Raw genomic sequence first — 14,081 nt, forward strand, 5'->3', positions numbered from 1 at the left:
CGACATCCTTGATGCCTGCACATCGGCCTGGAAGCACTTTATTGCCGATGTGGAGCGGGTGATGTCACTTTGTAGCCGAGATTGGATAAAACTGACCTAATGTTTAATCCGATTGGTATAACCGGGCACTGAGCACTTTTAATAGTTCATCCAATGTCTTACAAGCGTTGCTACTGTATTCTTTTGAATCAGCGTGATCAAGTTTCTGCACAGATATGCAGCGCCGACACCGGTGTCGCGGGGCCGCAATACGGGGGTAAAGGGGAGAAAGGTGAGACAGAGAGTGTCGCTGGGGGGAGGAGAGAGACAGCAAAAGGGGATGCCGTGGCATCCCCTTTTTTACGTTACCTGAGCGAAGTCAGATTACTTTTGAACTTCTTGTACGCCGGATACGCGAACTTCTACGCGACGGTCCGGAGCCAGGCAGGAGATCAGCTGAGCCTTGGCCTTGACGCCGTCACACTTGGTGCCGGTGACCGGGTTGGCTTTGCCGCGACCTTCGATGGCAACCTTGCTGGCAGCCATACCCTTGCTGACCAGGAAGTTGGCAACGGTGCGGGCACGAGCTTCAGACAGCTTCTGGTTGTAAGCGTCGGAACCGATACGGTCGGTGTAACCAACAACAACGGCGTTGCCGTCTTTCGGCTGGAACTCAACGATTTGCTGGTACAGAGCGTTCAGGGCTTGCACGCCTTCGGCCTTCAGGCTGTCTTTGCCAAAGGCGAACAGCACGTCGGAGTTCAGGGCGAAGTTCTTCTCAACGATTTGCGGAGCCGGGGCCGGTGCTTCTTCAACAACCGGGGCCGGAGCAGGCGCTACGTAGGAAGTACGGAACGGGTGGTAAACGGCTTCCAGGGTCGCAACGCTCTGGTTGGACTTGTAGCGTACGTTGTCGGCGTGCAGGTCAGCCACGTCCCACATGTAGCGGTAGCGAGCTTGCAGATCCAGCGCGTCGTTGACCTTGTAGGTCACACCGGCACCGGCCAGCGGGGATACTTTGGTATCGCTGGTGCCCAGACCGTCGGTGTGGCCCCAGTAGGCGCCAGCTTCACCGAACAGGGAGAAATCGTTGCCCAGCGGCAGACGAGCGATACCGGACAGGGTGGCACCCTGGCTCTCGTAACGGTTGCCGTCGGTGTTGCCACGGCCAGTGTACTGGTAGCCCAGCTCGGAACCGAAGTATTCGTTGAAGTTGTAACCAACGAAGGCATTGGCAGCAGCCGCATCTTCTTCGCCAACGTTCACGCCTTCGATCTTGTTCAGACCGTTGAAGTGAGTTGCACCAACACCGGCGCCGAAGTAGATGTCGTCAGCGGCGTGAGCTGCAGTTGCACCCATGGTGGCCATAGCGATGGCGATCAGGGAAGGAGCCATTTTCATCATAAAATAATCCTCGTTGAGATGGCACGTTGTTCACGTGCTTCGCACTTTGTAATTTATGTAAGCTGCTGGCTCTGTCGACCAACGACGTTGGTGCGAACAGGGATCCTAGATCCATCCAGGAGGCACGTATCTGGGTGCACAAGTGCGCGGGTTGCACTGTCGACAATGCATACTCCGCCACGAACAGCCGACGTCATTCCGATGACGTGGCGCATTTTATGCCCATTTCAAAACATGATCAAGCTCACAGATAAGGGATGGGGCAAATTGTGTCGTAGGGATAACTGGCTGTTTCTTGGGATTTATTAGTGATCCAAGTAGGCGCGATGCAGTTTCTTCTCAAGCTTCATATAAGCCTCAGCCCAAGCGTGCCGCAGGGTGGCGTCACCCGCCCTGACCGAGAGGACAGCAAGATAGTCCGCCTCAGTTGCTTCGCACAGCAAGGGTGTGAAACTGAGCAAGAAGTGACGGGCGAGGTAGGGATCGAGAGGCCAGATGTTGAGGATGGCCCGCGCCACGGGCTGGACGGCGGTGGAGCAGATGAAGTGCCGATGACCCGCTTCCAGCCATTGGGCCATCTCGGCGAGGCTTTCTTCCGGCACGATGCCGCCATCGCCTTTCTCCCTGGCCAGCGTCATCGTGTGACCATTGCCCAGTGCCAGGGTGCCGTTTTCTGCCACGACGCCGTCGTGGCTGCGCAGGGGAAGCGTCGTCTGGCCTTCAAGATAGAGGCTGCAGCTGTCCGGGAGGGCCGCCAGCACGGTGGCGGCGTCCCCCTGCATGGCCATGGGCAGCCAGAACGCTTCGGCCCGGGTCTGCAGACCCTGGGCGAGCTGACGGGGGAGGGAGTCCGGGTCGGAATGAAGACGGGAAATGATGCCGGGAAATGCCATGTTGATGACTCTCTTGGAAATAACCGGCGAATTATACGAGGGATGGCCGGGCAACAAGAAAGGTTTCTTTTCGAGACTGTTTACCTGAGGCGACGCAGCGATTACCATCCCCGAGGTTTGTGAAGGGTTGTCGTCGAAAGACGCTGATTATAGATAGAGGCTCGACCATAACGAGTCCGTTCAAAACTGATACACTTGACTACGAGTCGTCGCGAAAAATAAAGGTGGAGTCAATCCGCCGAACGGAGTATGAAACACATGAATTCAAATATCGTAACTGTTGGCAAGAAGATCCGTCAGATCCGCGAAGCGGTAGGCCTGAGCCGTCCCAAGTTTGCCGATCTGCTGGGCGTCCCCCCAACCACCCTGAAGAACTATGAACTGGGTTACCGTGAAGTCGGAGGCGCCTTCTTGGTTGCCCTGGCCCACCACCCCGATCTGCACAAGTTCACCCTCTGGCTGCTGGCTGACAAGAAAGTCGCCGAAATCGGCCAGATCGGTCCGGACGATATTGCCAAGGCTTGATTCAGTTCAACCTTGATAAAAATGCCGCCCTCGAGGCGGCATTTTTTATTTGTCAAAATGGATGATTATTTAATTAAATAATGCGATGTGTGCGGTCAACGGCGATTTTCACTAAATCATCTTGTCGGGCTGGATTAATCCACGGAACACTCCGACCCTTTTAATTCAGGCGGTGATCCACACAGTGAGACAACGATGAGCCAATCCATTACCAAAGCCAGAGATGGGTTTACCAGCACCTTTGGCGTGCTGGCCGCGACCCTGGGGTCTGCCGTCGGGCTCGGGAATATCTGGAAGTTTCCCTATCTGACCGGTGAGAACGGTGGCGCCGGTTTTCTGCTGGTCTATGTCATCGCCACCCTGCTGGTGGGATTGCCGGTGATGATCTCCGAGATCATGCTGGGGCGCGAGGCCAGGACGGATGCGGTCAGCGGGCTCATCAAGCTGGCTCCAAAGGGGCAGCCCTGGTGGCTGATCGCCGCCATGGGGGTGAGCGCGGCCTTCCTCATCATGTCGTTCTACTCCGAGGTGGCGGCCTGGGTGTTTGCCTACATCTTCAAGGCGGCCAGCGGCGAGATCCTCTCCACCGATCCCGCCTTCACGGGGGCTGCCTTCAATTCACTCATCACGGATCCCTTGCAGAGTCTGCTCTGGCAGTGGCTGGTGCTGGCCCTGATGGGGGGGATCTTGCTGATGGGGGTCTCCAGGGGGATCGAAGCGGTCACCAAGCGGTTGATGCCACTGCTCTTCATCCTGCTGCTGGTGATAGGCGTGCGCAGCCTGACTCTGCCCGGGGCGAGCGAAGGACTGCATTTCCTGTTCTCGCCGGATTTCTCCAAGGTGACCGCAGGCGTCGTGCTGACGGCCATGGGGCTGGCGTTCTTCAAGCTCTCCATCGGGATGGGTTGCATGATGACCTATGGCAGCTACTTTCGGGACGATCAGCACATCCCTCTCACCACGGTACGGGTGATGTGCGCGGATCTCTTCGTCTCCATGCTGGCGGGGATCGCCATCTTCCCGGCGGTGTTTGCCTTTGGCTTCGAGCCGAGCGCAGGCGCCTCCCTGCTGTTCATCACCATACCCGCGGTCTTTGCCAGCATCCCCTTCGGCCACCTCTTCATGGTGCTCTTCTTCGTGCTCTCCGCCATCGCAGCCACCGGGGCCATGCTCTCCATCCTGGAGGTGCCAGTCTCGGTGCTCTCCGAGCGCTTTCACATGAGCCGCACAAGGGCGACCCTGATCAACCTGCTGGTGCTGGGGGCGGTCGGCTCGACCTGTGCGCTCTCGAGCAGCACGCTGGCGGATGTGCAGGTTGACGGGAAAACCTTCTTCGATCTGTTCGACTTCGTCTCTTCCAACGTGCTGATGCCCCTTGGCGGCATTTTCCTCTGCCTCTTTGTGGGCTGGGTATGGGGATTCGAGCGGATGACGACGGCGCTGACCAATGGGGGCAAGCTGGCGCTGCCCATCCTCAGCCCCCTGTTTTTCATCATCCGCTATGTGTCGCCGCTGCTGATCCTGGTAGTGATGCTCAAGGGGCTGGGGCTGTTCTGAGCCGCGTAACCCGAAACAAAAAAGCGCCTATTGGCGCTCTTTTTGTCTTTTACCCCGATATGCCTTCATATCAGGCAGAGTCGTGACAGCTCCTCCTTGAGCTGCTCCAGGTTGCGCTCGACACAGGCTTCCCCCTCGTTGATGGCGTCGCTCGCGCGGTGGAAATCCATGATGGAGAGGTTGCCAAGGCGCGGGCAGAGCTGGATCTCGGGGGGATCCCCGGCCATCCGGGCACGGGTGATGCGCTCCTGCATGATGTTGATGGAGCCCGTCATCACCCCCCACATGCCGGGGGTACTGGGTTCGCGCTCGCCCCGGTTCAACCACTGGCTGAGCAGCCCCCCCTGCACGGGCTCGTCCGGTTCGTCGGTCCAGGGCTGGTGCATGTCGGTGTTGAGGTTGACGGCGATCACCACCTCGGCTCCCATGGCGCGGGCTAGGGAGATGGGGACCGGGTTGACCACGGCCCCGTCCACCAGCCAGCGCTCCTCCACCCGGGTCGGGGTGAGCAGGCCGGGCATACCGCAAGAGGCGCGCACACACTGGCGAAGCGGTCCTTCCTGCAACCAGATCTCGCGACCGGTATCGAGTTCGGTGGCGACGCAGGCAAAGGGCAGCGGCAGGCTTTCGATGGCGGGATCCCCCAGATGGCCGGCGGCGATGCCAAATACCTTGTCACCGCGAAACAGGCCGCCGGAGAGGGCAGGATCGAGCAGCCCCATGACCTGCAGGCGGCTGAAGCCGCGCACCCAGCTCTCCAGCTTGTCCAGTTCACCAGCGGCATAGGCGGCGCCGACAAAGCTGCCGATGGAGCAGCCAGCCACCAGATCCGGCTTGACGCCCAGTCGCTCCAGGGCACGGATGATGCCGATGTGGGCCCATCCTCGGGCCGCACCGCTACCCAGGGCCAATCCCAGACGGGGTTTTCGTGACACAGTTGCGTCTCCTGACATGAAGTGGGAGTCCAGCTTACTCCGGCTTCTCCTGTCCGTCATCCCGCCACGCTTCGCTGCGATTGCGGCCGTTGGCCTTGGCCTGATAGAGGGCGATATCGGCGCGGCGGATCACCTCCTGCAAGGAGATGGCCGGTGATTGACGACAGTGGCCCAGGCTGACGGTCACCTTCAGCTCGGCCGCGATGGCGCTCCAGGGATGCTCTGCTATGCACAGGCGAAGCCGCTCGGCCAAAGGGGCCAGAGGGATCGCTTCATCGGTGACGAGCAGCAGGAACTCCTCGCCGCCCCAGCGGATCAGGTGGCACTCCCGTGTCAGCAGGGACTGGCAGAGCTGCACCAGACGGATGAGGACCTGATCGCCCACCCCGTGGCCGAAACGGTCGTTGACCTGTTTGAAGTGATCGCAGTCAAACATGATGGCGCCGATGCGTTGGCGGCCTGCCAGGGCCTGGCGGTGTTCGAAGGCATCGAAGTAGTGGCGGTTGAAGGCGCCGGTCAGGGCATCGTGGCGCGACAGGTAGTTGAGGCGCCGGTTGAGGCGCTGGGCACGCAGGCTGGAGACGGTCGCCACCACCAGACAGAGAATGGTGATGAGCGCCGTCGCCGATTGCCACAACAGCGTCTGCAGCAGAGGCAGCAGCGGGATGCGATGGATGAGGGAGAGCGGTGTCTCCGGGATGGGATAGACGAGCTGCAAGGCGCCCTGTTGCCACTCATATTCCGCTGACTGCGCCGTCCTGACCGGGGGCGGCGCGGTACCGGACTGGCTGCTGGCGAGGATCTGCTGATGGGCGTTGAGCAGGAACAGGGTGCCAATCCGGGGGGCGAGGCGGTGCAGGGTCTGCGCCAGCGTGACGGTCTGGATGTCGATGCTGAGCAGGCCAATGATCTGGCCGCCCTGGGTAATGGGCTGGGAGAGGGTGATCATCTGCCCCCGTCCGGCAAAATCCTGGTAGGGGCGCGAGAGCATGGCGTGCTCCAGGTGGGGATGCCTGGCCATCGCCTCCTGCCAGTAGGCCTTGCTGTAAATCACGGGATCGAAGCGAAACTGGCTGGATGGCACCCAGGGATAGAGGTAGATGAAATTGTCCGTACCGGTGAAGTAGATCCAGGCCACGTCCCTGTCCAGCAGCTTGCTGGCCGTGGCGAGCAGGGGGGAGAGGCTGAGGGCGAGATGTATTCTGGCTTGCCGCTCGCTGCCGTCATGGGGCAGCGGGCCCTGCCCGGTCAGGTTGCCGATGAGGGCGGGGGGCAGATCGACAGGGATGCGATCCAGATTGATGCCGTGCTCCCCGTCGGATTGCAGCGCCTGATAGAGCTGGCGAGAGAGCACGGACTGGGGATTGCTGCGCAGGCGCTCCTCCGCCTGGCCGCGCATGGCCTCAAGGAAGGTCTCCATCCGCTGGTGCTGGCTGCTGAGCTGGGTCGCGGCGTTGATGGTGTCACGCTTGTTGATCTCGGTAACCTGGCGAAACGCATGTTGCAGGGCGAGCAGCAACAGCAGCAGGCCGAGGCCCAGCAGCAGCCACTGCAATCGGTATCTGGCAAAGGCGGGGGAGGGAATGGACATGGGCGTACCGGAAGATGGCGAGAGTCGGCATCAGTGTAAGGCAGAACCCTGACGCGCGTGCCGACAAGATGCGTTTTTGATGATCTTCTCACCGGACTGTTACGTTTTGTCACATTTATACATAGTCACGGCATAGTCAGGGGGTAACATGGTGCCATCCTTGATGAAGCTATCTCTTCTTCCTCTCTCTTTGACTGCATGGATCTTGTGATGAAAACGCGCGTGTGGCTGTGGCTTTTCCCTCTTCTTCTATTGCTGGCGGCGGGCGCCTGGCATCTGCGGCAGGCTGAACCCGCCAGCAAGCCAGCACCAAGAGAGATCAATATCAGGGCCGAAACCGTCAGGCAGAGTCTGGCCGAGCCCTCCATCAAGCTGGTGAGCAAGCTTGCGGCCAATCGCTCCGTGGCCATCAGCCCCGAGGTGACCGGCCGCATTGCCACCATCGCGGTGAGCTCCGGCCAGCAGGTCACACAGGGGCAGACCCTGATCGCCCTGGATGCGGGCAAGCAGCAGGCGGAGCTGGCCGAGCAGAGCGCCAGCGTGCGCGACGAGGCTCGCAAGCTGCGGGACATGCGCAAGCTGGTGGCGCGAGGCGCCGTCACCACCTCGGAGCTGGAGGGGCAGGAGGCGACTGTCGCCCAGGCCCAGGCCCGGGTCGATGCGGCCCGTTACGAGCTCTCCCTGCGCACCCTGGCCGCCCCCTTCGACGGCACTGTCAGCCTCATCGATCTCAGCGAAGGAGCCCTGGTCAACAGCGGCGACGTGCTCTTGCATCTGGACGAGCTGGCAAAACTGCGGCTCGATCTGGCGGTGCCCGAGCGCTACCTCTCCCTGCTGCGCCCCGGCATGGCGGTGACGGCAACCAGCTCGGCCTGGCCGGATCAATCCTTTTCCGGCGTGCTGGAGACCCTCGACAGCCGGATCTCCAGCGACACCCAGAACATCAAGGCCCGCGTCATCCTGCCCAACACCGGTGGCCAGCTGCGTCCCGGCATGCTGATGAACGTGGATCTCTCTCTGCCACCCCAGAAGATGACCCTGATCCCCGCCCAGTCGGTGGAGTATGCCGGCGAGCAGCGCTTCGTCTATCGCCTGGAGGCGGACGGACGGGTGAAGCGCGTGCCGGTGGAGCTTGGCGACACCCATGGCGAGGCCGTCTGGGTGCTCAAGGGGTTGAACGTCGGCGATCGCATCGCGGTGGAGGGGCTGGTCAATCTGCGCGACGGCGCCCAGGTACGTGATCTGGGCGAGGTGAAAGGCTGATGTGGCTCTCCGATATCTCAGTACGCCGTCCCCTGGTGGCGGTGGTCATCAGCGCCCTGCTCACCGTGTTCGGCCTGGTGGCCTTCAGCAAACTCACCGTGCGGGAGATGCCGGATGTGCAGACCCCGTCCGTTTCCATCACCACCACCTATGAGGGGGCGGCCCCCGAGGTGATGGAGAGCCAGGTCACCAAGCCCATCGAGGATCAGCTCTCCGGCATCAGCGGCATCAAGAACATCAACTCGGTGACCCGCAAGGGGCGCTCCTCCATCACGGTGGAGTTCAAGCTCGGCTGGAACATGCTGGAGGGCACCTCCGACGTGCGTGACGCCATCTCCCGGGCCAGACCCAAGCTGCCAGACGGGGCGGACGAGCCCATGGTGACCAAGGACAACGGCAACGGGGATGTGGCCATCTGGCTCAATTTCAGCAGCACCCAGATGGACCGTACCGCCATGACGGATTACGCCAATCGCATGCTGGTGGACCCCTTGAGCCTGGTGGACGGGGTAAGCGAGGTCTCCCTCTCCGGGGACCTGACCCAGGTGATGTACGTGCGGCTGCGCCCCGCCGACATGGCGGCCCGCGGCATCACGGTGGCCGACGTGCAGGATGCCCTCAAGCGGGAGAACATCGAGCTGCCGGGCGGCGAGATCCGCAACAACACCATGACCATGGCGGTGCAGATCGCACGGCTCTATCACAGTGCGGAAGATTTTCGCACCCTGCCGGTCAAAACCGCCACCAATGGTCAGAGCATCTATCTGGCGGACATTGCGGATGTGGAGGTGGGGGCCAAGAACGAAGACAGCGCCTATCAGCGCAACGGCCGCGAGAGCCTGGGGATTGGCATCGTCGCCCAGTCCACCGCCAATCCCCTGGCGGTGGCCCAGGGCATCGAGAAGAAGCTCGTGGAGATGCAGCGCTTCCTGCCGGAGGGGGCCACCCTTGAGGTCGACTACGACTCCACCATCTTCATCAAGCAGGCCATCGACGAGGTATACGAGACACTCGCCATCTGCGCCCTGCTGGTGGTCGCCGTGCTCTATCTCTTCCTCGGGCAGGGGCGCACCACGCTCATCCCCGCCATCACGGTGCCCGTCTCCCTGATTTCGGCCTTCATCGGTGCCTGGTATCTGGGCTTTTCCATCAACCTCATTACCTTGCTGGCCCTCATCCTCGCCATCGGCCTGGTGGTGGATGATGCCATCGTGGTGGTAGAGAACATCCACCACCACCTGCAACGGGGCGAGTCCCCCTTGATGGCGGCCTGGCACGGCACCCGGGAGGTGGGCTTTGCCGTCATCGCCACCACCGCCGTGCTGGTGATGGTGTTCGTGCCCATCGCCTTCATGGATGGCATGGTGGGGCGCCTCTTCACCGAGTTCGCCATCCTGCTCTCCCTGGCCGTGCTCTTCTCCTCCCTGGTGGCGCTCACCCTGACCCCGGCCATGGGCTCCTGGCTGATGCGTGCCGTGGACAAACCCAACGCCCTGACCGCCACCCTGGACAAGGGACTTGGCTGGGTGGAGGAGCGTTATCGCCGCGTGCTGGGGGCCGTGCTGCGCCGCGCCGTCTGGATGCCCCTGGTGTTGCTGCTCTGCCTTGGCGGCATTGGCGCCCTCTTTGGCAAGCTGCCCGCGAGCCTCACTCCGACCGAGGACAGGGGCGTGCTCTATGTGTTCGTGAAAGGGGCGGAGGGCACCAGCATCGAGCGGATGAAGCGCAACATGCAGCAGGTGGAGGCCGCCATCCTGCCGCTGCTCGGCAAGGGGGTGGTGCAGGCCATGAGCTTTAGCACCCCGGCCTTCGGGCGCGGCGGCGATCAGACCGGCATGGCCATCATCCAGCTCAGCGACTGGGCGGTGCGGGACGAAACGGCCACCGAGTTTGGCCGCTCCCTGAGCGGTCGCCTCGCCGGCATCCCCGACGTGATGATCCGCACCTTCCAGCCGGGGTTCAGAGGCGGCTCCACCGCGGCGGTGCAGTTCGTGCTGCAAGGCTCCGATTACGGCGAGCTCAACCAGCAGGGGCTGGCGCTCAAGGAGGCGGCGGCCCAAAGCGGGCTGATGCAGAGCCCGGATCTCGACTATGCCGAGAAGACCCCGGAGCTGCAGGTGACCATAGAGCGGGAGCGAGCCACCCAGCTCGGCATTCCGGTCTCCACCATCGCAAGCTCCCTGCAGGCCCTGCTCGGCGGCGTCAGCCAGACCACCTATGTGGACAGGGGCGAAGAGTATGATGTCTACCTGCGCGCCAACCAGACCCAGTTCAACGGCATCTCCGACATCAGCCGCATCTATTTGAAGGCCGCGAGCGGCGAGATGGTGAGCCTCTCCACCCTGGCGACCGTCACCCAGGTGGCGAGTCCCCAGCGCCTCAACCACTACCAGCGCCAGAAGGCGGTCACCCTCACCGCGGACGTGGCCCCCGGCCACACCCTGGGGGAGGCGCTCGACTTCCTGGATGGCTGGGCCGCGGATCATCTGCCCATCGGCATGTCGGTGGATTACGCCGGCGAGTCCAAGGATTATCGCGACAACCAGGGGGAGATGGCACTGGTGTTCGGCCTGGCCCTGCTGGTGGTCTATCTGGTGCTGGTGGCCCAGTTCGAGAGCCTGCTGACCCCGGCGGTGGTGATGATGACGGTGCCGCTCGGCATCTTCGGCGGCCTGCTCGGCCTCTGGCTCACGGGGCAGGAGCTCAGCATCTACAGCCAGATAGGCATGCTCATGCTCATCGGCATGGTGACCAAGAACGGCATCCTCATCGTGGAGTTCATCAACCAGCTGCGTCAGCGGGGTGAAGGGTTCGAGGAGGCGATCATCAAGGGGTCGGTGCGCCGCCTGCGCCCCATCTTGATGACCTCGCTCACCGCCATCATCGGCGCCGTGCCCCTGATGCTCTCCATGGGGGCGGGGTACGAGAGCCGGATGGCCGTGGGGACCGTGGTCTTCTTCGGCTTGTCCTTGGCGACCCTGGTGACCCTGCTGGTGGTGCCCGCCATCTATCACCTGATCGCCAGACGCGCGGGGATGACAGGAGCGCGGGACCGACTGGTGGACGAAATACTGGCCACGGTAATCCCGGCCAGTCCCTCCCCGGTGCCGGGGGCGGTGGCCCCCGAGGGGCGGGACAAACCGGCGGCCTAGCGTGCCGACCCGGATGACAGCAAGCAGGGCGCCAATGGGCGCCCTGCTTGTTGATGAGATCCGAGTCTGTCACGCCGACCCGTCGCGCCCGCTCGAAGGCGCCCCTTCCCCTCGCGTTCTGTAGGGGCAAAAAGCCGTCGCCCCCGCCTTGCTCTGCCGGTATAATGCGCGACCCGAATTGTTCCAGGTGGTCAAAATGCAGCCGGTTACCAACCTCTTCTCCTATCCCCGTTACTGGGCCGAGTGCTACGGCACAGCGCCCTTCCTGCCCATGTCTCGTGCGGAGATGGACAAGCTCGGCTGGGACAGCTGCGACATCGTGCTGGTGACAGGCGACGCCTACGTGGATCACCCGAGCTTCGGCATGGCGGTCATCGGCCGCATGCTCGAATCCCAGGGTTTTCGGGTCGGCATCATCGCCCAGCCCGACTGGTCATCGAAAGATGACTTCATGCGTCTGGGCAAGCCGAACCTCTTCTACGGGGTGACGGCGGGCAACATGGACTCCATGATCAACCGCTACACCGCCGACAAGAAGCTGCGTCACGACGACGCCTACACCCCGGGGGATGTGGGCGGCAAGCGGCCGGACCGTGCCACCCTGGTCTATACCCAGCGCTGCAAAGAGGCCTATAAAGAGGTGCCGGTGGTCATCGGTGGCATCGAGGCATCCCTGCGCCGCATCGCTCATTACGACTACTGGTCCGAGACCATCCGTCGCTCCATCCTCATCGACGCCAAGGCCGACATCCTCATCTACGGCAACGCCGAGCGCCCCCTGGTGGAAGTGGCTCACCGCATCGCAGGCGGCGAGACCATCGACACCATGCAGGACATTCGCGGCACCGCCGTGATCCGCAAGGAGCCGCTGCCGGGCTGGCGCGGGGTGGATTCGAGCAAGCTCGACCAGATTGGCCGCATCGATCCCATCCCCAACCCCTATATGGAAGGGGCGCCATGCAGCGATGACGAGGGTTCCGCGCCGGCTGCGCAGGAGGCCAAGCCCATCCTGGTGCAGCCGCCCAAGCAAAAGCCGTGGGAGCAGACCTACGTCAAGCTGCCGGCGTTCGAGCGGGTGAAGGAGGACAAGGTGCTCTACGCCCATGCGTCCCGCATCCTGCACCACGAGACCAACCCGGGCTGCGCCCGCGCCCTCTCCCAGGCCCACGGCGATCGCATCATCTGGGTCAACCCGCCTGCCTTCCCCCTCGAAACCGACGAGATGGACGGGGTGTTCGGCCTGCCGTACCAGCGGGTGCCGCACCCGGCCTATGGCAACGAGAAGATCCCGGCCTACGACATGATCAAGACCTCGGTCAACATCATGCGCGGCTGCTTCGGCGGCTGCTCCTTCTGCTCCATCACCGAGCACGAAGGGCGCATCATCCAGAGCCGATCGGAAGAGTCGATCTTGAAAGAAATCGAAGAGATCCGCGACAAGGTGCCGGGCTTTACCGGCGTCATCTCGGATCTGGGCGGCCCCACCGCCAACATGTACAAGCTCCGCTGCAAGAGCCCCAAGGCCGAGCAGACCTGTCGGCGCGCCTCCTGCGTCTGGCCGACCATCTGCCCGCACATGGATACCGACCACAGCCCGACCATCAACCTCTATCGCAAGGCGCGCGACCTCAAGGGCATCAAGAAGATCCTGATCGCCTCCGGGGTGCGTTACGACATCGCGGTGGAAGATCCGCGCTACATCAAGGAGCTGGCCAAGTACCACGTCGGCGGCTACCTCAAGATCGCGCCGGAGCACACCGAAGAGGGCCCGCTCTCCAAGATGATGAAGCCGGGCATGGGCAGCTACTACAGCTTCAAGGAGCTGTTCGACAAGTATTCCAAAGAGGCGGGCAAGCAGCAGTATCTGATCCCCTACTTCATCTCCGCCCACCCGGGCACCACGGATGAGGACATGGTGAACATGGCGCTCTGGATTAAAGCAAACCGCTTCAAGCTCGATCAGGTGCAGAACTTCTACCCGTCGCCGCTCGCCAACGCCACCACCATGTATTACACCGAGAAAAACCCCCTCAACAAGGTGAGCCGCCAGGGCGGGGACGTGTTCGTGGTGAAAGGGGAGCGTCGCCGTCGCCTGCACAAGGCGCTGCTGCGCTATCACGATCCGGCCGGCTGGCCGATGATCCGCGAAGCCCTGCTGGAGATGGGCAAGGGTCACCTCATCGGTAACGGCCCCGACTGCCTGGTGCCGCCGGAAGGCCGTGGCGAAGCCAAGGCCGAGCGCAGCCGCAGCAAGGGCCTCAAGCCCGCGTTGACCCGCCACAGTGCCATCACCCATCAGCGCAGTAACGGGGCTGGCAACAAGACAACGGGCGGCAAGCCGGTGGGCTCCCAGTTGCAGAAAGGCGCGGGTAATGGCAAACCGGCCGCACATGGCGAAGGCAAGAATGCTGGCCAGAATGCGGGTAAGAGCAAACCTGCCGGAAAACCTGCCCATAAGGGCAAAGCGCCGACCCGGGCCGGTTCTGCCAAGCCTGGCGCCAAACTAGTGACTCAGGGCAGCAAGCCTGCGGCCAAAGGAAATGGTGCCAAGCGACCGGCACGGTAATATTTCCTGATTGGAAAGCGATAGAAAACAAAAAGGCGACCGGATGGTCGCCTTTTTTATCGCTCACTCTTCGTCTTGGGTCGGTATCAGGTGATCCGTCATTCCGCACCTGATTTTGCTATTTTCAGTGCTTGACGGCGATCGGCCGTTCTGATCTATTACTCTCTTTTGCAGGTAGATCATCATGGCCGCACCCGCTATCTCGATCCGTAACCT

General features: G+C 62.2%; 9 protein-coding genes. 5 read left to right on the forward strand and 4 right to left on the reverse strand.

Going from position 1 to position 14,081, the window contains the following annotated elements; genetic code table 11:
* Window positions 1–363: 363 nt before the first annotated feature.
* Both ompA and ACNPAA_RS19310 read right to left on the reverse strand, forming a co-directional pair.
* A complete protein-coding gene (gene ompA, locus ACNPAA_RS19305; RefSeq protein WP_109422242.1) occupies window positions 364–1,383 on the reverse strand; it encodes a porin OmpA in 1,020 nt (339 codons plus the stop codon).
* A 305-nt stretch (window positions 1,384–1,688) separates the two neighbouring features.
* Window positions 1,689–2,276 (reverse strand): hypothetical protein, encoded by a 588-nt coding sequence (locus ACNPAA_RS19310; protein ID WP_049636314.1) that lies wholly within the window; start codon window positions 2,274–2,276, stop codon window positions 1,689–1,691.
* Window positions 2,277–2,534: 258 nt separating this feature from the next.
* On the opposite strand from ACNPAA_RS19310, the gene ACNPAA_RS19315 reads away from it, so the two are divergent.
* Window positions 2,535–2,801, forward strand: coding sequence for a helix-turn-helix domain-containing protein (locus ACNPAA_RS19315; RefSeq protein WP_010673503.1), 267 nt, complete (start codon window positions 2,535–2,537; stop codon window positions 2,799–2,801).
* A gap of 195 nt (window positions 2,802–2,996) precedes the next feature.
* Window positions 2,997–4,358: a sodium-dependent transporter gene (locus tag ACNPAA_RS19320; RefSeq protein WP_109422241.1), complete on the forward strand. Its 1,362-nt coding sequence runs from the start codon at window positions 2,997–2,999 to the stop codon at window positions 4,356–4,358.
* Between the two features lie 65 nt (window positions 4,359–4,423).
* Here the strand turns inward: ACNPAA_RS19320 and rssA are convergent, their stop codons facing one another.
* Together rssA and ACNPAA_RS19330 are read right to left on the reverse strand one after the other, a co-directional pair.
* Window positions 4,424–5,293: a patatin-like phospholipase RssA gene (gene rssA / locus ACNPAA_RS19325; protein ID WP_052815155.1), complete on the reverse strand. Its 870-nt coding sequence runs from the start codon at window positions 5,291–5,293 to the stop codon at window positions 4,424–4,426.
* Between the two features lie 34 nt (window positions 5,294–5,327).
* Window positions 5,328–6,884, reverse strand: coding sequence for a sensor domain-containing diguanylate cyclase (locus ACNPAA_RS19330; protein ID WP_052815156.1), 1,557 nt, complete (start codon window positions 6,882–6,884; stop codon window positions 5,328–5,330).
* A 210-nt stretch (window positions 6,885–7,094) separates the two neighbouring features.
* Here ACNPAA_RS19330 and ACNPAA_RS19335 point away from each other — a divergent pair, with 210 nt between their 5' ends.
* The 3 genes from ACNPAA_RS19335 (at window position 7,095) to ACNPAA_RS19345 (ending at window position 13,865) form a co-directional block, all read left to right on the forward strand.
* The gene (locus ACNPAA_RS19335; RefSeq protein WP_052815157.1) at window positions 7,095–8,147 is read left to right on the forward strand and encodes an efflux RND transporter periplasmic adaptor subunit; all 1,053 of its coding nucleotides are present in this window, start codon (window positions 7,095–7,097) and stop codon (window positions 8,145–8,147) included.
* Window positions 8,147–11,299, forward strand: a complete 3,153-nt coding sequence (locus ACNPAA_RS19340; RefSeq protein WP_417891953.1) for an efflux RND transporter permease subunit — start codon at window positions 8,147–8,149, stop codon at window positions 11,297–11,299. Before ACNPAA_RS19335 ends, ACNPAA_RS19340 begins: the two co-directional genes overlap by 1 nt.
* A 196-nt stretch (window positions 11,300–11,495) precedes the next feature.
* Window positions 11,496–13,865 carry a YgiQ family radical SAM protein gene (locus ACNPAA_RS19345; RefSeq protein ID WP_417891954.1) on the forward strand — a complete coding sequence of 790 codons (2,370 nt, stop codon included), beginning with the start codon at window positions 11,496–11,498 and terminating at the stop codon, window positions 13,863–13,865.
* Window positions 13,866–14,081: the final 216 nt, after the last annotated feature.

The organism is Aeromonas sp. PS2Canimalfood6, assembly GCF_048276795.1.
Taxonomy (GTDB): domain Bacteria; phylum Pseudomonadota; class Gammaproteobacteria; order Enterobacterales; family Aeromonadaceae; genus Aeromonas; species Aeromonas caviae.